General features: G+C 65.2%; 26 protein-coding genes. 13 read left to right on the top strand and 13 right to left on the bottom strand.

The features are described 5' to 3' along the window. From rsmG to VK533_RS10330, 4 genes are all read right to left on the bottom strand, one after another. The coding region (gene rsmG / locus VK533_RS10345) for a 16S rRNA (guanine(527)-N(7))-methyltransferase RsmG (RefSeq protein WP_324377122.1) at window positions 1-551 on the bottom strand (551 nt) is incomplete at its 3' end. Further along, window positions 548-2338 (bottom strand): tRNA uridine-5-carboxymethylaminomethyl(34) synthesis enzyme MnmG, encoded by a 1791-nt coding sequence (gene mnmG, locus VK533_RS10340; RefSeq protein ID WP_324377119.1) that lies wholly within the window; start codon window positions 2336-2338, stop codon window positions 548-550. The genes mnmG and rsmG, both read right to left, overlap by 4 nt. Window positions 2339-2394: 56 nt before the next feature. Next, window positions 2395-3687 (bottom strand): tRNA uridine-5-carboxymethylaminomethyl(34) synthesis GTPase MnmE, encoded by a 1293-nt coding sequence (mnmE, locus tag VK533_RS10335; RefSeq protein ID WP_324377117.1) that lies wholly within the window; start codon window positions 3685-3687, stop codon window positions 2395-2397. A gap of 2 nt (window positions 3688-3689) precedes the next feature. Continuing rightward, on the bottom strand, window positions 3690-3926 hold the full coding sequence (locus tag VK533_RS10330; protein WP_324377115.1) for a DUF6489 family protein: 237 nt from the start codon (window positions 3924-3926) through the stop codon (window positions 3690-3692). Window positions 3927-4018: 92 nt separating this feature from the next. Between VK533_RS10330 and VK533_RS10325 the strand changes: the two genes are divergently transcribed. Next, complete coding sequence (locus VK533_RS10325) at window positions 4019-4714, top strand: dienelactone hydrolase family protein (RefSeq protein ID WP_324377114.1); 696 nt, start codon at window positions 4019-4021, stop codon at window positions 4712-4714. 3 nt (window positions 4715-4717) lie between these two features. Here the strand turns inward: VK533_RS10325 and VK533_RS10320 are convergent, their stop codons facing one another. The 5 genes from VK533_RS10320 to hemE form a co-directional block, all read right to left on the bottom strand. Beyond that, window positions 4718-5365 carry a YjbE family putative metal transport protein gene (locus tag VK533_RS10320; protein WP_324377112.1) on the bottom strand — a complete coding sequence of 216 codons (648 nt, stop codon included), beginning with the start codon at window positions 5363-5365 and terminating at the stop codon, window positions 4718-4720. A 9-nt stretch (window positions 5366-5374) separates the two neighbouring features. Next, window positions 5375-5689, bottom strand: coding sequence for an antibiotic biosynthesis monooxygenase (locus tag VK533_RS10315; RefSeq protein WP_324377109.1), 315 nt, complete (start codon window positions 5687-5689; stop codon window positions 5375-5377). 18 nt (window positions 5690-5707) lie between these two features. Then, complete coding sequence (gene rho, locus VK533_RS10310; protein WP_324377107.1) at window positions 5708-6964, bottom strand: transcription termination factor Rho; 1257 nt, start codon at window positions 6962-6964, stop codon at window positions 5708-5710. 300 nt (window positions 6965-7264) lie between these two features. Then, window positions 7265-7723, bottom strand: coding sequence for a CopD family protein (locus VK533_RS10305; RefSeq protein ID WP_324377105.1), 459 nt, complete (start codon window positions 7721-7723; stop codon window positions 7265-7267). Next, a complete protein-coding gene (gene hemE, locus VK533_RS10300) occupies window positions 7720-8751 on the bottom strand; it encodes a uroporphyrinogen decarboxylase (RefSeq protein WP_324377124.1) in 1032 nt (343 codons plus the stop codon). Before hemE ends, VK533_RS10305 begins: the two co-directional genes overlap by 4 nt. A gap of 346 nt (window positions 8752-9097) precedes the next feature. Between hemE and VK533_RS10295 the strand changes: the two genes are divergently transcribed. From VK533_RS10295 to VK533_RS10285, 3 genes are read left to right on the top strand one after another with little or no spacing between them, the layout of a single operon-like run. After that, complete coding sequence (locus VK533_RS10295) at window positions 9098-9925, top strand: pyruvate, water dikinase regulatory protein (RefSeq protein WP_324377104.1); 828 nt, start codon at window positions 9098-9100, stop codon at window positions 9923-9925. Beyond that, window positions 9922-10521 (top strand): nucleoside triphosphate pyrophosphatase, encoded by a 600-nt coding sequence (locus VK533_RS10290; RefSeq protein ID WP_324377102.1) that lies wholly within the window; start codon window positions 9922-9924, stop codon window positions 10519-10521. Before VK533_RS10295 ends, VK533_RS10290 begins: the two co-directional genes overlap by 4 nt. 14 nt (window positions 10522-10535) lie before the next feature. Then, a complete protein-coding gene (locus VK533_RS10285; protein ID WP_324377100.1) occupies window positions 10536-10928 on the top strand; it encodes a nuclear transport factor 2 family protein in 393 nt (130 codons plus the stop codon). 6 nt (window positions 10929-10934) lie between these two features. On the opposite strand, the gene VK533_RS10280 is transcribed toward VK533_RS10285, so the two are convergent. Beyond that, window positions 10935-11258, bottom strand: coding sequence for a hypothetical protein (locus VK533_RS10280; RefSeq protein ID WP_324377098.1), 324 nt, complete (start codon window positions 11256-11258; stop codon window positions 10935-10937). Window positions 11259-11357: 99 nt separating this feature from the next. Beyond that, window positions 11358-11546: a hypothetical protein gene (locus VK533_RS10275; protein WP_324377096.1), complete on the bottom strand. Its 189-nt coding sequence runs from the start codon at window positions 11544-11546 to the stop codon at window positions 11358-11360. A 129-nt stretch (window positions 11547-11675) separates the two neighbouring features. On the opposite strand from VK533_RS10275, the gene aroE reads away from it, so the two are divergent. From aroE to VK533_RS10245, 6 genes are all read left to right on the top strand, one after another. After that, the gene (gene aroE, locus VK533_RS10270; protein ID WP_324377095.1) at window positions 11676-12530 is read left to right on the top strand and encodes a shikimate dehydrogenase; all 855 of its coding nucleotides are present in this window, start codon (window positions 11676-11678) and stop codon (window positions 12528-12530) included. Further along, window positions 12527-13126 (top strand): dephospho-CoA kinase, encoded by a 600-nt coding sequence (gene coaE / locus VK533_RS10265; protein ID WP_324377092.1) that lies wholly within the window; start codon window positions 12527-12529, stop codon window positions 13124-13126. The genes aroE and coaE overlap by 4 nt, the downstream gene beginning before the upstream one ends. 7 nt (window positions 13127-13133) lie before the next feature. Beyond that, a complete protein-coding gene (gene dnaQ, locus VK533_RS10260; protein ID WP_324377090.1) occupies window positions 13134-13838 on the top strand; it encodes a DNA polymerase III subunit epsilon in 705 nt (234 codons plus the stop codon). Window positions 13839-13903: 65 nt separating this feature from the next. Further along, on the top strand, window positions 13904-14479 hold the full coding sequence (gene hpf, locus VK533_RS10255) for a ribosome hibernation-promoting factor, HPF/YfiA family (protein WP_324377088.1): 576 nt from the start codon (window positions 13904-13906) through the stop codon (window positions 14477-14479). A gap of 48 nt (window positions 14480-14527) precedes the next feature. Further along, window positions 14528-14995, top strand: a complete 468-nt coding sequence (locus tag VK533_RS10250) for a PTS sugar transporter subunit IIA (RefSeq protein WP_324377086.1) — start codon at window positions 14528-14530, stop codon at window positions 14993-14995. Window positions 14996-14997: 2 nt separating this feature from the next. Continuing rightward, window positions 14998-15324 (top strand): DUF1491 family protein, encoded by a 327-nt coding sequence (locus tag VK533_RS10245; protein ID WP_324377083.1) that lies wholly within the window; start codon window positions 14998-15000, stop codon window positions 15322-15324. Between the two features lie 3 nt (window positions 15325-15327). Here VK533_RS10245 and VK533_RS10240 read toward each other — a convergent pair whose 3' ends face one another. Both VK533_RS10240 and VK533_RS10235 read right to left on the bottom strand, forming a co-directional pair. Then, window positions 15328-15474 carry a hypothetical protein gene (locus tag VK533_RS10240; RefSeq protein WP_324377081.1) on the bottom strand — a complete coding sequence of 49 codons (147 nt, stop codon included), beginning with the start codon at window positions 15472-15474 and terminating at the stop codon, window positions 15328-15330. Continuing rightward, window positions 15471-15716, bottom strand: coding sequence for a hypothetical protein (locus VK533_RS10235; RefSeq protein ID WP_324377079.1), 246 nt, complete (start codon window positions 15714-15716; stop codon window positions 15471-15473). Before VK533_RS10235 ends, VK533_RS10240 begins: the two co-directional genes overlap by 4 nt. Before the next feature lie 987 nt (window positions 15717-16703). On the opposite strand from VK533_RS10235, the gene VK533_RS10230 reads away from it, so the two are divergent. The 3 genes from VK533_RS10230 to VK533_RS10220 all read left to right on the top strand — a co-directional run. Continuing rightward, window positions 16704-18065 carry an arylsulfotransferase family protein gene (locus VK533_RS10230; RefSeq protein ID WP_324377076.1) on the top strand — a complete coding sequence of 454 codons (1362 nt, stop codon included), beginning with the start codon at window positions 16704-16706 and terminating at the stop codon, window positions 18063-18065. Then, on the top strand, window positions 18056-18283 hold the full coding sequence (locus tag VK533_RS10225) for a hypothetical protein (protein WP_324377074.1): 228 nt from the start codon (window positions 18056-18058) through the stop codon (window positions 18281-18283). The genes VK533_RS10230 and VK533_RS10225 overlap by 10 nt, the downstream gene beginning before the upstream one ends. Next, window positions 18280-19388: sulfotransferase (locus tag VK533_RS10220; RefSeq protein ID WP_324377072.1), on the top strand; the 1109-nt coding region annotated here is incomplete at its 3' end. The genes VK533_RS10225 and VK533_RS10220, both read left to right, overlap by 4 nt.

Genomic DNA, 19388 nt, shown 5'->3' with positions numbered 1-19388 from the left:
CGGAAGTCACCCTGCCATGAAGCGCGCGCGGCTTCCAGTTCCTCGGCGGCACTTTTGCCCTTCGGCAGCACCCAGCGCGTCGTTTTGTCGGAAAAGGGAAAGGCGATGCCGAGCAGCTTGGGCAAGGGCGCGAAGGCGCGGGCGCTGATCACGTCGAATCGGCGATGGCGCATCGCCTCGACCCGGCCGCCGATCACCTCGGTGCGATAGGCCACGCCCGCGATCTTCGCCGCCTCGCGCAGGAAGGCGATTCGCTTCGTCCGCGATTCGACCAGGGTAACATGACCGTGCCCCAGGATCGCGGCGATCAGGCCCGGAAAGCCCGCGCCAGAGCCAAGATCGAGCCACGACTTCCACTCGGGCGCATGGTCCATCAGCTGCGCCGAATCCACCACGTGCCGCGCCCACAACGCGTCCAGCGTCGAGGCGGAGATCAGATTCTGTTGGGTTGCCTCTTGTCGCAGAAACGCGAGGAAGCGGTCGATCACGTCGAATGTTTCACGTGGAACATTGCGCGCTTCCAGCCACGCGCGCGCTTCGTCTTCGGTCATGCGGCGCGGCGCTGCGCGGCGACGAGGATCGCCGCCAGCGCGGCGGGCGTGATGCCGCGAATGCGCGACGCCGCCGCGAGGTCGGCCGGCCGCGCCGCCTCCAGCCGCTCCACCATTTCGTTGGAAAGCCCGCCGATCGCGCGATAGCTGACGATACCGCCAAGACCGGTGTTGGCCTCGGTCCGAAGCCGCGCCACTTCGGCCCGCTGCCGGTCCAGATAGGGCGCGTAGCGCGCGTCATCCAAAGCTTCCGCAATCACATCCTGCGGGGAATGTTCCACGTGAAACATTACCTCTGGCGCCACGTCTTCGCCCTGCCGCACGCGGTCGGCGAGCGTGGTGCCCGCTTCGCGGCGCGCCAATATGTCGTGAACCTCGCCGAGTTGCCGCAACCGCGTTTCGATCAGCGCACGGCGTTGCTCACCTACCGCGCCGCTCGCAATCGCAAGCGCTCCCAGCCGGGACGCAGCATTGTCGGCGCGCAATCGCAGCCGATATTCGGCGCGGGCGGTCAGCATCCGATAGGGCTCGGTCACGCCCTGCAAGGTCAGGTCGTCGACCATCACGCCGATATAGGAATCCGCCCGGTCGAACAGAACCGGCGCGAGATCGCAGGCGTAAGCCGCCGCATTGAGGCCGGCCACCAGGCCCTGCGCGCCCGCTTCCTCGTAACCGGTCGTGCCGTTGATCTGTCCGGCGCAAAAGAGACCGGGGAGCGCGCGCAGGCCGAGCGCGGACGTCAGGCTGCGCGGATCGACATAATCATATTCGACCGCATAGCCCGGCCGAACGATCCGCGCCGCCTCAAGCCCTTCGATCGAGCGGATCATCGCCGCCTGGACGTCGACCGGGAGCGAGGTCGAGATTCCGTTGGGATAGACGAGCGGGTCGTCCAGCCCCTCCGGCTCGAGAAATATCTGATGTCCGTCGCGGTCGCCGAAGCGGACGACCTTGTCCTCGACCGACGGGCAATAACGCGGGCCCGAACCTTCGATCGCGCCGCTGAACAAAGGCGAACGGTCGAGCCCTGCGCGGATGACATCGTGTGTGCGTGCATTGGTGCGTGTCATCGCGCAGGCGAGCTGCGGCAAGGCGCGCGCCGTGGTGAGCGCAGACAAGGTCCAAGGCTCCTCGTCCGACAGCTGCGGCTCGAGCCGCGCCCAGTCGATCGTGCGCCCGTCGAGCCGCGGCGGCGTACCGGTCTTCAGGCGTCCCATCGGCAAATCGAGTTCGCGCAGCTGTGCCGCCAGCGGGATCGCCGCGGCCTCGCCCGTCCGACCACCCGCCGTCTGCTCCAGCCCGCAATGGAGCTTGGCGCCGAGGAAGGTGCCGGTCGCTAGAATCACCGCATGCGCGTTGAGCCGAATGCCGTCGGCCAGCAAGATTCCGGCCACCCTGCCCTGCTCCACCACCAAGGCATCGACCGAACCCGCTACCACTTCCAGCCCCGGCTGCGCCGCGATCAGTGCCTGCGTCGCCGCGCGGAAGCGCTTGCGGTCGGCCTGGACGCGCGGACCGTGAACGGCCGATCCCTTGCTGCGGTTGAGCATGCGATGATGAATCGCTGCGGCATCGGCCGCGCGCGCCATCAACCCGTCAAACACGTCGAGCTCGCGAACCAGGTGCCCCTTGCCCACGCCGCCGATTGCAGGATTGCACGACATGGCGCCGATCTGGTTCGGATCCATCGTCACCAAGGCAACACGCGCGCCACGACGCGCGGCGGCCGCAGCCGCCTCGCAGCCGGCATGGCCGCCGCCGATCACGATGACATCAAAATCGCGCATGGCGGCTGGCTATGGACGGCGGGCCGGGAGAGTCAAATGTTCCACGTGAAACATTTTCACTTCCCGATGCAGAAGCGGCCGAACAGGGCGTCGAGCATATCTTCCACCCCCGCCCGGCCTGTGATCCGGTCGAGCGCGACACGTGCCTGGCGCAGATGCTCGGCCACCAGCAGCAGATCGCCCCGCTCGGCCGCAGTGAGAATCTCCCGGCGGGCCTCGTCGATCCGTTCGCGATGACGCGCGTTGAGCGCGACCGCGTCAGCGGGCGGCAGCAACGCGCGAAGCCGCGCTTGGAGTAGCGCGCGCAACGCATCCAATCCTTCGCCGGTTACGGTCGAGGTCGCGACATCCGTTTCCGCCGGGGACTTCGCGGCGAGATCGGCTTTCGCCTGCACCAGGACCGATCGAGCCCGGTCGGGACAATCGCCCGGCAACCCCAGCCACAGGATCAAATCGGCCGAATCGATCGCGGCACGCGCGCGGGCCATGCCGATCTGCTCGACCTGCCCGCCCGACTCGCGCAGGCCGGCACTGTCGATCAGCAGGCAAGGCATTCCCGCGATCGACACCGGCACCTCGATCAGATCACGCGTTGTCCCCGCCACCGGCGAGGCTATCGCCGCTTCTCGTCCGGCTAAGATATTGATAAGACTGGATTTACCGGCGTTCGTGGGTCCGGCTACCACAATCCGGACGCCGTCGCGCAGGCGCTCGGCAGGCGGCTGATCGAGGGCGGCCTGCATTTCCGTCCCCAGGTACGCAAGATCGTCCAAAGCCGCCGCTCCGAGCGACGGCACATCATCCTCATCCTCGGCGAACTCGATCGCCGCCTCGACCCGCGCGGCCAGACCGAGCAACCGCTCGCGCCAGCCGCCGATCAGCTTGCCGAGCCCGCCCTCGGCCAGCCGCAGCGCCTGCCGCCGTTGCGCCTCGGTCTCGGCGCTCAGCAGATCGGCCAGCCCTTCGGCCTGCGCGAGATCGAGCCGACCGTTGCTGAAGGCACGCCGGGTGAATTCGCCCGGTTCGGCCATGCGCAGCCCTTCGAGAGCGCCCAGCGCCGCCAACACGGCGGCGACGACCGCACGGCCGCCATGGAGATGGAACTCAGCGATATCCTCGCCGGTGGCTGTCCCCGGGCCCGGCAGCCACAAGACCACCGCACGATCCAGATTCTCGCCCGACGCGTCTCGCAACGTGGCGGTGACGGCGCGGCGCGCTTCGGTTGTCCGTCCCGCCAGCGCCTGAAGCGCATCCGCCGCTCTGGGGCCGCTCACGCGCACCACCGCGATACCCGCGGGGAGCGCGCCGCTCGACAGCGCGAAGATCGTGTCCCGCGCGGCTCCGGTCATGGTCAGCTCTTGGCGGTACCCGTCATCTGATCGACCATCTGCCGCCACGTATTCATTCCCATCTCGCCCATCGGGCCCCACGAGCGCATCATATTCTCGAGCACGTCGGGGGTGATGCCGTTGGTCATCGCCTCCTTCATCTTGTCGAGATAGAGGTCGTGGAGCGGCGCCATGTCGGGCAGGCCCATGAAGCGGCGGGCTTCCTCGGGCGTGCAATCGATGTTCATCGTGATGTTCATCGCACGCCGATCCCTGTTGCGATTGTATGTCACACGGTTGGTAGAACAAGCGCAGCATAGCGTCCATGCCGCAGCATATAGGAGGCCGAATCATGGGTGAGTGGACCGAGATCGAGGCGCTTGCCGACGAAGGCCGCTTCGCCGCCTGGCTGGCGCGTCCCAAGGATGAGGCCAAAGCCGCGATCATCGTCATCCAGGAGATATTCGGGGTGAATGAAGGCATCCGCCGCAAAACCGACGATTGGGCCGCCAAAGGCTATCTCGTGATCGCGCCCGACATGTTCTGGCGCTTCGCCCCGCGCTTCGACGTCGATCCCGACGTGCCGGAGGAACTTGAGGAGGCCATCCGGGTCCGCACCGGGCTCGATCTGGACAAGGCCGTGTCGGATGTCGAGGCGGCGATCCACCATGCCCGCGCGCTCGGCGCACACAAGATCGGCGTGGTCGGCTTCTGCGCGGGCGGCAGCATCGCTTACCTTGCCGCGACGCGCACCGACGCGGATGCGAGCGTCGGCTATTATGGCCGCCAGATCGTCGACCATTTGGGCGAGGCCCACGCCATCGCCCGCCCGCTATTGCTGCATTTCGGCGAGGCGGATCCTTCGATCCCCGCCGAGATGCGCGCGCAGGTCCGCGCCGCGCTCGCCTCCAATCCGCGTGTCACGATCCACGATTATGCGGGCGCCGGGCACGGCTTCGCGGCGACGGCGGGCAAGCGGCGGAACGTGGAAGCAGCAGAACAGGCCGATGCGCGGACCGAGGCCTTCTTCGCCGAGCATTTGGGATAAAGCTCAGGTGAAGAGCGTGATCACGCCGACCTTTTCGTTGATCCAGCCTTCGTAGACCATCTTGAGCGACACGAAGAGGATCACCGCCAGTCCGACGTAGGCGATCCAGCGATAGCGGCCGATCACGCGCGCCAGCAGATTGGCGGCGACGCCCATCAGCACCACCGACAGGAGCAGGCCGATGATGAGGATGCCGGGATGCGCATGCGCCGCGCCCGCCACCGCCAGCACATTGTCGAGGCTCATCGAGACGTCGGCGATCGCGACCGCCCAGGCCGCCGCCACGAAGCTCTTGGCGGGTCTGAGACCGTCCACGCCATGACCGTCGCTGCCGCTCTTGAGCTCGCGCCACATCTTCCACGCGACCCACAGCAGCAGCAATCCGCCCGCAAAGGTCAGGCCGACGATCTGCAGCAACTGGGTGATGGCGAGCGCGAAGACGATGCGCAGCACCAAAGCCGCGATGATCCCGATCAGGATCACCTTCTTGCGCTGTTGCGGTTTGAGCCCGGCGGCGATCGCGCCGACCACGATCGCATTGTCGCCCGCGAGCATGACGTCGATCATCAGCACCTGGATGAAAGCCGACAAGGCCGCCGGCGAACCCAGGTTCGAAAAATCGGTGATGATATTGTGCCAAAGCGCGTCCATTGCGCCGGTCTATTCGGCGATGACGCCGCTGTCGATAATCGGCGCGCCGAAATAACTCACTTCGGGCCAGGGTTCGTAAAACGGGAGCAGCAGATCGCGGACCTGATCGTAGCGATCCGACTTGCGAAAGCCGTCACGATGGCTGGCGATATCGTCCCAGAAAATGCGCAGCAGGTAGAAACCCACCGTCTCCGCTGCCGGCCGCACCTCGATCCCGCGATAGCCGGGCGATAAGGCGATCAGGGGAATCGCATCGCGCAAGGCCGCCTCGAACCCGTCCGAGGCGCCTTCGCGAATCCGCAGCATTGCATGCTGGACGATCACCCCGTCGACTCTTGGGGCTTACTGATTCATCGAATCGAAGAAGTCCTCGTTGGTCTTCGAATCCTTCATCTTGTCGAGCAGGAATTCCATCGCGTCGGTGGTGCCCATCTGCATCAGGATGCGGCGCAGCACCCACATCTTGGAAAGCTTGCCCTTGTCGAGCAGCAGCTCTTCCTTGCGGGTGCCGGACTTGCCGACGTCCAGCGCCGGGAAGATCCGCTTGTCGGCAACCTTGCGGTCGAGCACGATTTCCGAGTTACCGGTGCCCTTGAATTCCTCGAAGATGACTTCGTCCATGCGGCTGCCGGTATCGATCAGCGCGGTCGCGATGATCGAGAGCGAGCCGCCCTCTTCGATGTTACGCGCGGCGCCGAAGAAGCGCTTCGGGCGCTGCAGCGCGTTGGCGTCGACACCGCCGGTCAGGACCTTGCCCGACGACGGCACGACCGTGTTGTAGGCGCGGCCGAGACGCGTGATCGAATCGAGCAGGATCACGACGTCCTTCTTGTGCTCGACCAGGCGCTTGGCCTTCTCGATCACCATTTCGGCGACCTGGACGTGGCGGGTGGCGGGCTCGTCGAAGGTCGAGGAGACGACCTCGCCCTTCACCGAACGCTGCATGTCGGTGACTTCCTCCGGCCGCTCGTCGATCAGCAGCACGATCAGGAAGACTTCGGGATGGTTGTCGGTGATCGCGCGCGCCATATTCTGGAGCATCACGGTCTTGCCGACGCGTGGCGGCGCCACGATCAGGGTCCGCTGGCCCTTGCCCTGCGGCGACACGAGATCGATTACGCGCGCCGATTTGTCCTTGATGGTCGGATCGGCGGGATCGAGCGTCAGCTTCTGCTCGGGGTAAAGCGGCGTCAGATTGTCGAAATTGACGCGATGGCGGACGACCGAAGGATCGTCGAAATTGACCTGCATCAGCTTGGTCAGCGCGAAATAACGCTCGCCGTCCTTGGGCTCGCGAATCTCGCCCTCGACCGTATCGCCGGTACGCAGACCGAACTTACGGACCTGGTTGGGGCTGATATAGATATCGTCCGGACCGGCGAGATAATTGGCCTCCGGGCTGCGCAGGAAGCCGAAGCCGTCCGGCAGCACCTCGATCGTGCCCATCCCCATGATCTGCTCGCCGCCCTCGGCCTCGAACTTGAGGATGCCGAACATCAGGTCCTGCTTGCGCATCGTCGATGCGCCCTCGACGCCGCGCTCCTCGGCCATCGCGACCAGTTCGGCGGGGGTTTTCTTCTTGAGGTCCTTGAGATGCATTTTGGGCGTATCCGGGTGTTTTTTGGGGGAGGAACGGCGCGACGTAAGCGACAGTTCGGGATGCTGAGTGGAGGATCGGGCGCTCGCAAGGAATACGGGTCCGTAGGGCCGGGCGTAAAAGGCGCCGGGCTGATCGTCAAGCGGGAGATGGTACCGAACCGCTTCCGGTTCAAGGCAGGCTGAGCCTGCACCCTCTCTTTTCCGTCACCCCAGCGAAAGCTGGGGCCCATCTCCCGCGCTGTTAAATTCGGTGAAACGGCAGGGAGATGGATTCCAGCTTTCGCTGGCATGACGCAGAATTCAAAATGGCTTGAGCACCACCAGGATCACGATCACGATCGCAGCGATCGCCGGCACCTCGTTCATGATGCGCAGCGCCCGACCGGAAACCGGCCGCTCGCCCCGCGCGAGCTTCTTGCCGTAGCCCACCATGAAGCCGTGATAGCCGGACAAAGCGACCACGATCAGCAGCTTCGCCATCAGCCAGCCGCTGGTCCAATAATGGCCGACCGTCGCCAGCGTGATTCCCAGGATCCAGACCAGGATCATCGCCGGGGTGATGATCGTGTTCCGGAGCTTCGCCTCCCGGTCGATCCAGCGCCGTTCCTCCTGGCTGCCGGGCGTCGATTCCTGATGATAGACGTAATAGCGCGGCAGCAGCAGCAAACCCGCGACCCAGAAGATCACGAAGATGATGTGACCGGCCTTGATCCAAAGATAGGTCAAATCGAGGATATATCCCAGGCTGGGGAAGATCATGCCCTTACCTTAGCGAGCAGTTGCTCGACATGCACGATCGGTGTGTCGGGAAGGATGCCATGGCCCAGATTGAAGATATGCGGCCGCTTTGAGAAGGCGGCGCGGATTCGGCTCACCGCATTTCCCAATCCCTCGCCGCCGGCAAGAAGGCATAGGGGATCGAGATTGCCCTGAACCGGCAGGTTCGCCGGCAGCGCCTCGTTCGCCCAGACCGGATCGATCGTCTCGTCGATGCCGAGCGCGTCGACGCCGGTCTCGCGCGCATAGACCGGCAATTTTTCGCCGATCCCCTTGGGGAATCCGATGATCGGAACGCCCGGCCTGCGTTCGCGCAGCTGTTCGACGATCGCGCGGTTGGGCGCGACCACCCAGCGCAGGAATTCGTCCGGGGCGAGGCTGCCCGCCCAGCTGTCGAACAATTGCACCGCCTCGACCCCGGCGTCGATCTGCCCGACGAGATAGGTCACCGTCGCCGCGACGATCGCGTCGATCAGCCGCTGGAAGGCAAAGGACTCGCGATAAGCGAGCCGCCTGGCGGGATTCTGGTCTTTCGTGCCCTGTCCCGCCACCATGTAGGTCGCGACCGTCCACGGCGATCCTGCGAAGCCGAGCATCGTCGTGTGCGGCGGCAGGTCCGCGACGACGCGGCGCACGGTTTGGTAGATCGGATCGAGCTTCGAGCGATCGGCCTTGAGTCCGTCCAGATCGCCGTCGATCAGCGGCGGCGCCAGGCGCGGACCCTCGCCGGTCTCGAACCAGAGTTTCTGGCCGAGCGCATGCGGAATGACGAGAATGTCCGAAAACAGGATCGCGCCGTCGAAGCCGAAGCGGCGGATCGGCTGCAGCGTGACCTCGGCCGCGGCGACCGGATCGTAGCACAGCTCGAGGAAGCCGCCTTTCTCGCTGCGGAGCGCGCGATATTCGGGCAGATAGCGTCCGGCCTGGCGCATCAGCCAGACCGGCGGCGGATCTCGCCGTTCGCCGCGCAATACCGCGAGCAAGGGACGATCGGCCGCTTGCCTGGGCACCGGCTTTTTCTCGGGAACGGACGACAAAGCGCGCATCCTTTTTACTATTCTAAGAGTTTAAAAGGATTCTGTTGAGAGTCAGTAGGGCGCCGGGAAGCGGGGCTTATTCTCCCCACCTAAAATTGCCAACAGCTTGACGCTCGATTTCTCGGCCATTCGCCGCGAGTCGCGAGCGCTTCCCCCGATATCCACAGGCAATGATGAGGCGTGAATCCCCTGTGGATGGCCATGTCGATCCATTTCGCAAGTCGGGCGCGCTTCGATCGCCTTGAAGCCACGCACTAACCTGCGGTAGCGCTCTCCCCATGGTTTTCCACAGGCAATTTTCCAACAAAACAGAGCATATTTGATGCGTTTGCACCTGCATTTGTTGTCGGATTCGACCGGCGAAACGCTCGAAGTGATCGCGAAAGCGGGCGTCGCCCAGTTCGATGGCGTGGAGGTCATCAAACATTTCTGGCCGATGGTCCGCTCCGAAGGCCATCTCGATCGGGTATTGTCGGAAATCATCCAGCGACCCGGCCTGATCATCTATACGCTCGTCAATTCGGAAGTGCGGCGGTCGCTGGAAGCGCGCTGCCGGATCGCCGGTCTGCCCCATGTCGCCGCGCTCGATCCGGTGTTCGAGGCGCTCGAACGCATGCTCGGCCAGGAACAGAAAGCCCGCCCCGGCCGCCAGCACGCGCTCGATGCCGCCTATTTCGCGCGCGTCGACGCGATTCAGTTCACGATCGCGCATGACGACGGCATCGCGCCCGAGGATTGGGAAGAAGCCGATATCCTGCTGGCGGGCGTGTCGCGTTCGTCCAAGACGCCGACCAGCATCTATCTCGCCAATCGCGGCTATAAGGTCGCCAATATCCCGCTCGTGCTGGAAACCCCGCCGCCCTCGCAATTATTTACCGTGACCAAGCCCTTGATCGTGGGTCTCACCACCAGCCCCGACCGGCTGATCCAGATCCGCCGCAACCGTTTGCTGTCGCTCAACCAGGTGACAGAGACGGCGTATGTCGATCAGGACGCGGTCGCGCGCGAGCTGGCGGCGGCGCGGCGCATCTTCGCCGACAAGGGCTGGCCGGTGATCGACGTCACCCGCCGCTCGATCGAGGAAACCGCCGCCGCGATCATCAACCTGATCGGCGAACGCGAGAGCAAAGCCGCGGCGGAGGTATGAGCGGGCTTATCCTCGCCTCCCAATCGGCTTCCCGCAAGGCGATGCTGACCGCCGCCGGCGTGCCATTCACCGCCGAAGCCGCCGGCGTCGACGAGGAATCGGTCAAGCAGGCGATGATCGGCGAGGGCACGGACGGGCGCCGGCTGGCGGACGCGCTCGCCGAACTGAAGGCGGTCAAAGTGTCGCGCCGCCATCCCGAAGTCCTGGTGCTCGGTTGCGATTCGACCGTCGCGGCGGCGGACGACAGCCTGATCGACAAAGCCGAATCGCGCGAAGACTCGGCCGCGCAATTGCGCGCGCTGGCGGGCACGACGCACAAATTGACCAGCGCGGCGGTGGTGGCGCAGGGCGGCGTGCCGATCTGGCGCCATGTCGACACCGCCAAATTGACGATGCGGCCTTTTTCCGAAGCGTTCCTGCAATCCTATCTCGACGCCGAATGGCCCGCAATTGGCGGCTGCGTCGGCGGCTACCGGCTCGAGGGCCTCGGCGCGCAATTGTTCAGCCGGATCGACGGCGATCATTTCACGATCCTCGGGCTGCCGCTGCTGCCTTTGCTCGACTGGTTGCGCGTGCGTGGAGTTATCCCGGCCTAGTGGTGGAGGCGTAGATGGACGATTCGACCATAAGACTGGCGTTGGAGCGTCACTGGGCCGCTTCGGACGCCGGCGATTTCACAGCCGAGCATGACATCTACGCCGAGGGCGCCGTTCTTGATTATCCGCAATCGGGCGAGCGCATCCGGGGCCGGGCCAACATCAGGCAGAGCCGCCTCGTCCAACCCAATACAAAGCGTTTCAAGGTCCGCCGGATTATCGGAACCGGCGATCTGTGGGTGACCGAATATGTCCTCACCTATGACGGCGCGCCATCTTACACGGTCAGCATCATGGAATTCCGCGACGGGCTGGTGGTATACGAAACGCAATATTTCGCCGACCCGTTCGTACCCGCGCCGTCACGCGCCGATCTTGTCGAGAGACCGGGCACTGAGGCCCCCTAACCGTCCTCATCCCTGCGGCTCCGGCATCTGTCCGAAGCGCCACAATGTCGCGTAATTCATAATGGGTCGCTCAAACGCGGCGCCCGCAGCCGCGAACCGTTTGCCGGCATCCAACATCGGTTGGAACCGGTCCAATTGCTGGGCGTGCTCCAACGTGTCCCAAAGGCTGGTATTCATAAGGGAACAGGTCGCTGGGTCCGCGCCCGCATAGAAAGCCAGATGTCCGGGCATTTGCTCGATGCCCGGCCGCAGCGCCGCTTCGCTTTCAAACATCATTTGTCGCAGCTTGTCGAACTGCGCGGCCTCGCAGCGCAGGATCGAGATACGCACTATAGGGTCGGATGCCATATTTTTTCGTCCTGATTAGCGCCGGATGCTACCCTCGCGGGAGGGTGGAACGGCAAAAATGGCTCGCGGACGGTTGTCGTCTTAGAATTCGGTCGGGCGCAACCGGTCGCGGAAGGCGATAGCCGCCTGATGATAGAATCCGTCGATATACGCGATCACCCCGCCGCGGCTGCGGGCCTCGAACAATTTGCTGCGGCGGACGCCGGTTCGTTCTTCGACCAGCTGTCCGAACCACGATCCGGTACGGCTTTCCCAAATCTCGGCGACCATGATTACGCCCCTTCTACTTCAGGGTTGCAGGTCTTCTCTTGTCTGCACCGCTGAATCCGCAGCTTCGAAACTTGTTCCACCCGCGATTCTTTGCTTGTCAAAAACCGCCCCGCGCTCGAACGAGCGGGTATGACTATCCATGCCGAGGTGATCGGGGATCCGATCGCACAGTCCAAGTCGCCGCTGATGCACAGCTTCTGGCTGGAGAAGCTCGGCATCGACGGCGATTATGGCCGGTCGCATCTGGCGACCGCTGACCTGCCGGCTTTCTTCGAAAAGCGCCGCGCCGATCCGGACTGGCGCGGCTGCAACGTCACTTTGCCGCACAAGCAATCGGTCATGCCCCTGCTCGACCGGATCGACCCGCTCGCCGAGGCGATCGGTGCGGTCAACACGATCGTGGCGCGCGACGGCCTCCTTATCGGTCACAATACCGACGCGCCCGGTTTCCTGGAGCCGCTGCGCGCGCGCCTGGCCGAACGCCATCTGCTACGCACCGGGCGCATTCTCGGCACCGGCGGCGCGGCGCGCGCGATCGCGCATGCCTTGTGGGACGAGGGCTTCACTTTGATCATCGCCGGACGCGATCTCGCCAAGGCGCAGGATATCGCGGCCGCGTTCAAGAGCACGGACACGCATGTCTGCACGCTCGATACTTTCGCCCAGCCGCTCGATTTCGATTGGGGCGAGCCCGGCGACCGGCTCGACGTTGTCGTCAACGCCACCTCGCTCGGCATGACCGGCCAGCCGCCTCTGCCGATCGACTTCTCCAATCTGCCGCCGGGCGCGATCGTCTATGACGCCATCTACGCGCCGCTCGTCACGCCCTTGCTGGCGGAGGCCAAAGAACGCGGCCACCCGACGATCGACGGCCTGTCGATGCTGATCGGTCAGGGTCGGATCGCGTTCGAACATTTCTTCGGGCAGCGGCCGCCGTCCGACCCGGACAGCGAAGCCGAGCTCCGGGCGCGTCTGGTCGCATGAGCATCGTCCTCGGCCTGACCGGATCGATCGGCATGGGCAAATCGACCGTCGCCGCCATGTTCCGGAAAGAAGGCGTACCGGTGTTCGATTCGGACGCGGTGGTGCGGGCGATGCAGGGGCCAGGCGGGTCGCTGATCGCCGCGATCGAGACGCTCCATCCCGGCTCGACCGGCGCGCAGGGCGTCGATCGCGCCCGGCTCGGCGCGGCGGTGATGGGCGACAAGCTCGCGTTGCGCAGGCTCGAGCGGCTGATTCATCCCGAGGTGGAGAAGCAAAGACGCCTCTTCCTGCGCCGCCATCGCGCTTATCCTCTGGTGGTGGCGGACGTGCCGTTGCTGTTCGAAAAAGGCTTCTGGCGGCGGGTCGATCTGATCGCGGTCGTGTCCGCGCCTGCCTGGAAGCAGAAGGCCCGTGTGCTCGGACGCCACGGTATGAACTGGAGCCGGTTCGAACAGGTCCGCGCGTTGCAATTGGCCGATCCCATCAAGCGCCGCCGGGCCGATTTCGTGATCCCGACCGGCGGTTCGCTCCAGGAGACGCAAGCCGCCGTCCGGCGCATCATCGCGGCTTGCATGGGGCGCGGCATCAGCGGATAATCGAGCCATGCGGGAAATCGTGTTCGACACCGAAACGACGGGTCTCAGCCCGAATGACGGCCATCGCCTGGTCGAAATCGGCTGCGTCGAGATCGTCAACCGGTGCGAAACCGGCCGGACCTTCCACGCTTATATCAATCCCGAACGCGGTATGCCGAGCGAGGCGGAAGCGGTGCATGGTCTGTCGGCGATCTTCCTGTCGGACAAACCCTGCTTCCACCTCATCGTCGACGATCTGATCGAATTTATCGGCGACTCCCCGTTGATCGCGCATAATGCCAGCTTCGACTTCAGCTTCCTCAACTGGGAGCTGGCCAATTGCGACCGCGAACCGATTTCGATGAGCCGCATGGTCGATACGCTGGCGATGGCGCGCAGCCGCCACCCCGGCGCCAAGCACAGCCTCGACGCGCTTTGCACGCGCTACGGCGTCGATCGCAGCCAGCGCATCAAGCATGGGGCGCTGCTCGATGCCGAACTGCTGACCCAGGTTTATGTCGAATTGTGCGGCGGCCGGCAGATCGGCTTCGTGCTGCCGGCCGACGAGGCGGTTACAGCGGCGGCCGAACTCGCCATGGCGGCACCCGCCGCGCCACGAGTCGCCCGACCCGCGCGACCGCATGCGGCAAGCGAGGCGGAACTGGCACGCCACGCAGCGTTTATTCAGAAGCTGGTCGATCCGCTTTGGGGGGTAGTCCTCTCCGCGGGTTGACGCGGCCCGGCGATAGCGCTTGTACGCGCGCTCGCTTGGCTTTCCGGCTGAGAAGGAGATGAAGTATGGATATCCGCGTTTCCGGTCACCAGGTCGATACGGGCGATGCGCTGCGCGCGCATGTTGATGACCGCCTGCAGGCGCTGGCCGACAAATATTTTTCGCGCTCCATCTCCGCGCACGTCACGTTCGGCCACGGCCCGCACAGCAGCTTCATCTGCGATATCGTCGCGCACGTGATGCAGGGCGTGATCCTGAAAGGCTCCGGCCAGGGCAATGAGGCGCATCCCGCCTTCGATCAGGCCGCCGACCGGATCGAGACCCAGTTGCGCCGCTATATGCGCCGGCTGAAGGCGCGCCATGGCGGCCCCAACGGGGTCGGCGAGGTCGAAGCCGATGCCGGATACACCGTGTTCCAGGCGCCGCCCGAAGAGGAAGAGGCCGATGGCGATCATCCGCCGGTCATCGCCGAAACGCGCGTCGATGTGCCCGAAGCGAGCGTGTCGGACGCGGTGATGATGCTCGATCTGCGCAACACCAACGCTTTGTTATTCAAAAATTCCGGCACCGGGGCGTTCAATATGGTGTATCGGCGCGGCGACGGCACGATCGGCTGGGTGGAACCGCAGCGCGCCGCCTGAATTAAGGCGTGCCAGACGGACCATCTGCCGACGGATTTTTGTGAGACTATGGACGACCTTTCGGACCTCGTGAGCCCCGACGCCGCATTGACCGGCGTCGTGGTCCCCAACAAAAAAGCCCTGTTCCAGCAGCTCGCCGCGCAAGCGGCGACGCTGACGGGATTGGACGCACGCGTCATCGTCGAGCGGCTGCTCGATCGCGAGCGGCTGGGCTCGACCGGCTTCGGCGGCGGCGTCGCGATTCCGCACGGCAAGATGGACGGGCTCGATCATGTCGTCGGCCTGGTCGCGCGCCTCGCCAATCCGATCGATTTCCAGGCGATCGACGGCATGCCGGTCGATCTGGTGTTCCTGCTGCTGTCGCCGCCCGACGCGGGGGTCGAGCATCTGAAGGCGCTCGCCCGCGTCAGCCGCAAGCTGCGCGATCGCGCGTTCGTCGCCAAATTGCGCGGCGCCAATTCGCCCGACGCGCTCTACGCGCTGTTCGCCCACGCCGATACGCGCGACGCCGCCTGATCATGGCCGCCCGGCTCGCCGCCGGGATGCTCGTCTCCGCATTGATCCGCCGTGCCGAGGAACTGGGCGGCAATGGTGCGGTGCTGGCCAAGGGTGACGTCACTGCCGGCGCCTTGCTGATCCAGCTCGCGGATCGCGGCGTGCCCGGACCGTTGCTCGAACGGCGGCTCGACCCGCAGGGCGCCTACCGCTGGTCGCCGACCGGGCCGGAAGATGTGGAGCAGCGCGGCGACTATATCGCGCGGCGACGACGCAGCGATCCCGATCTGTGGGTGCTCGAACTCGACGTGCCCAATGGATTGCAGCTGGTCGAGGCTATCGCCGGCTGACGATTATTTCCGCACGATTTCCCAGTCGGATTCGGCGCGCTTCACCATCTCCCGCTTGCAAACCAGGCATTCCGTGACGAACCGGGCGCTATCCCACCGGCTATGTTTGAGGTCCGGCACATGGCGGTTGAAAAAGTCGTGCAGGGTCATGTCGCCGCGTCTCCTTCGTCATCCCGCGCGAACAGCGCATCGCGCGACGGCGTCTGGGCCGCGGACGGCACGACCGCCGGAGTAAGGAGCGCCGCGTCGCGCTCGGACGACAGGACAAGCGCAGTATAGGCCGTCTCCAGCTGCTTATGGGCGAGACGTGCACCATCATCGACCGCGGCGATCTTCGCGGCATGCGATTCCGCGGTACGGCGCGTGAAGTAGGTGATGTCGGTCCGGGGCATGGCGAACTCCTCGTCAGAGCGGGAGCGCGAAGCCTCTCTCAGCCGCGTCCATGCTCGTGAGGTGGAACGGGTATTTCTTATATAGGGCCGCCCCGGGGTCGGCGCCAGCGGCTCGGTCCTCAAGAGCCGAATGCCTTGGCTCGTAATCTTCTCGTAATCTTAAGGCCGGCCCCCATATGATGAAGCATCGCTTCGTCGATCGCGAGCAAGAAGCGACTGAGAGTGTGTTGCGCTCCCGCTCCCACGAGGAGCCGACCCATGTCTTTCCAACCCAACCGCCCAGCATTCACAGCGGAGCCTCCCCCCGGCCAATCGCCGCCGGTCAAGCGCGGTCCCGAAATGTATCAGCTTGATCCGCTCTACGAGGTACAGGATCAGCCGAGCTGCGAGATCGGCGATCTGCCGCCGTCGATCGGGGACGACCGAAGCCCGCCTACCGCCGGTGCGGCATCGCCAGGACATTCCGCGCGGTGAATCCGGCATCCGATTCTCGGCCGCCGCGCCCGCCCCACAAGCCGGGCGACAATGACAATGGCGAGCCCCCGGCCGTGCCGATGCCCCAGCAGATTCCCATGCCGATCCCGGTGCGGCAGGGGGGAGAGCCAGCGGTCGAGACGATTACCGGCCGCGTTAGCGCCCGTCAGTTTCACTTCGTGCCGGCGCCACCGGCCCTGTCATGATCTCGGTCCGGAGCGGACCTACCACATTGAAAAATTTTGCAATTCCTTGGCCCGTGCGGTCGACGGAAAGCGCGCGCTCATCCGTGTAATCCGCATCGCGTCAAGTAAGGCGCGGCATGAATTTGCGGTCGGACGAGTGGTTTCAGGGAGCGGGCGCGCGCCGTTGGGCCCCGCAACCCTCGGAAATCCCGCCGCAAAAATGCAAAGTGGACGTGCGTTCGAGTCAGCCTGGGAGCGACGCCATGCAATCGACCGCCGATCCGCGAACAGGGCCGTATCACGCCGCATCAGGGCCGGACTGCGGCTGATGCAGTATGAGCGGCTGCCGCCGCCGAGCACGTGGGAGCGCTTTCTCTATCGGCGGATGCCCGTCTGGGCTGTGCTGCTGCTGTTCGTGGTCGGCTGCGTTGTGACGATCGGCTTCGGGGCGCTCGTCAACAATGCCGCCACGGCTGGCAAGGCGGGCATGGTCGCGCGCGATATCGCGTCGGTGCCGCAGGCCGTGCACCAGCTCTTCCGCCATCACTTCCATCCGCATTATGGCGGCGCCTACCGCCCCGTGCCGGGTGGCTTCTGGCGCAACAGGCAACAGGCGTTCGTCGACCCCGGCTTTGTCCTCCTGACCGCGTTCGACGAGCAGGCCAACCGCCCGATCGTGCGCCTGATCCGGCTGAGCGACGGTCGGGTCGTCCATGATTACAGGCCCGATATCGACGCGATCAACGCGCGCTCCAATTTTCATTCGACGCTGATCGATCTGCGCCGCGACCGCGACACGAAGCGCAACCTGATGATGCACCCCTTGCTGATGCCGGATGGCGGACTCGTCATCCACGACAGTTCGCCGCTGGCGCGGGTCGACGCATGTGGGCGGACGGAATGGGCGATCGACGGCATCTTCCACCATTCGGTCGAGCGCGCGCCCGATGGCAGCCTGTGGGGGGTCTATCGCTATCCGGTCTCGCCCTTGCCTGACGTCACGCCGTCGTTCGACGACGAGGCGCTGGCGCATGTCTCGCCCGACGGCCGCCCGCTTGGTCTGATCCGCATCGCCGACATCCTCGATCGCAATGGCCTCGGCTATCTGTGGCGGGGGCGGCCTTATGTCGACGACCCCTTTCATCTGAACGACGTCCAGCCCGTGCCGGGCGACGGGCCTTTCTGGAAGAAGGGCGATCTGCTGCTCAGCCTGCGCAACATGTCGCTGATCCTGCTCTATCGGCCCGCGACCGGCCGAATCCTGTGGCATCGGTTCGGGCCGTGGGCGATGCAGCATGACGTCAGCCCGGTCGACGATCACCGCATCGCCATATTCGACAATCACTGGCGCTTCGCCGCGCCCGAGGGCGAAGTCGACGGCACCAACCGGCTGCCCGTCTACGATTTCGCAACCGACCGGGTGAGTTATCCCTTCGCCGCCGCCACCGCGAAAACCCGGATTCGCACCCGCGCGCAGGGCCGCGCCACGCCGATGGCGAATGGCGACATGATGGTCGAGGAAACCGAGCGCGGTCGCCTGATGCGCGTGTCGCCCGAGGGCGTCGTACGCTGGCTCTATGTTGCCGCCGATCCCCAGGGCCGCCGCTTCCAGCTGCGCTGGAGCCGTTACGTCGATCCTTCCACCGATGGCCCCGCCATCCATGCCGCGGAGACCGCCCGATGCACTTGATCCGTCCCCGTACCCTGCTGTTGCCGCTAGCCTTGTGGGTGGCCTGCCCCGCACCCGCTTTCGCTTATATGGGGCCAGGTATCGGCCTCGGCGCAATCGGCGCGGCGATGGGGATCATCGTGTCGCTGCTGCTCGTGACGATTTCGGTGATCTGGTATCCGTTGAAGCGGCTGTTCCGCCGGAAGCGCGGCAAGCGTGGTGGGCGCGACGTCTTATGATGGGCTTCCTCTGGCTGCTGGCGGCGACGCTCGCCTCGATGGAATTGCTCGCGCGCATCCGCGTGATCGATGATTTCGTGATCCTGTCGCGGCTCGGTCGCCGCGCGGGTACGCTGCTGATCCGGCGGGGCGTGTCGGAATGGGCCAAGGAAAAGGCGATGCGGCTGCTCGCCTGGCGGCTGCTCACCCAATCTTTCGCCAGTCTGAGCGCGTTGCTGCTGGTCGCCGCACCCTTGATCCTGGTGCTCGCGCTCGACGGCATAGCCGGGCTCGGCGTGCGCGCAGCCTGGTCGAGCATTCCCGCGCGGACCGCATTGCTGGTCCTGTCGACGCTCTACATGATCGCGCGCAAGCGCAATCGGCGGCGGCCGGGCGATGCGTTCGGCGAACGCAAGCTCCAGCGGATCGCGCTCGGCACGCGCTTCGTGCCCGAATTGAGCTTCGATCTCGAACGGCAGCTCTATCTCCGCGAGGCCGAGGAATTGCCGCTCCAGCCGCCGATATTCGTCACCGGGCTGGCGCGTGCGGGCACGACCGTGATCATGCGGGCGCTGCACCAGAGCGGCGGGTTCGCCGCACTCACCTATCGCGACCTGCCTTTTCCGCTCGCCCCCAATTTGTGGGCGCGGTTGGGCAAGCCGTTGCGGCACGCGGTGGCGGCGGCGGAACGCGCGCATGGCGACGGCGTGCTGCACGATCTCGACAGCCCCGAGGCGATCGAAGAGATGTTCTGGCGCCATCACGAAGGTGGTCGCTATTGCCGGGCGGACGGGCTCAGCCCGGTGGCACCGCGGGAGGAGACGATCGACGATTTCGTCGATTATGTCCGGCTGGTACAGCTACGCTATAAGCGCCCGCGCTATCTGTCGAAGAACAACAATAATGTGCTGCGGCTGCCGGCATTGATCGCGGCCTTCCCCGACGCGCAGCTGATCCACCCTTTCCGCGATCCGGCGCAACAGGCGGCGTCCTTGCTCAATCAGCATCGCCGTGCCTGCCGGCTGGCGGCGGGCGATCCGTTCCGCGCCCGCTTCATGACCTGGCTCGGCCATCACGAATTCGGCGCGGATCGCCGCCGCCTCCTGCTGCCCGGCGGTCCGGCCGG

Origin of the sequence: Sphingomonas sp., assembly GCF_035317925.1 — a bacterium.
Lineage (GTDB): Bacteria > Pseudomonadota > Alphaproteobacteria > Sphingomonadales > Sphingomonadaceae > Sphingomonas_I.
Note: the sequence above shows the minus strand (reverse complement) of the source record. Positions and strands in the feature narration are given on the sequence as shown.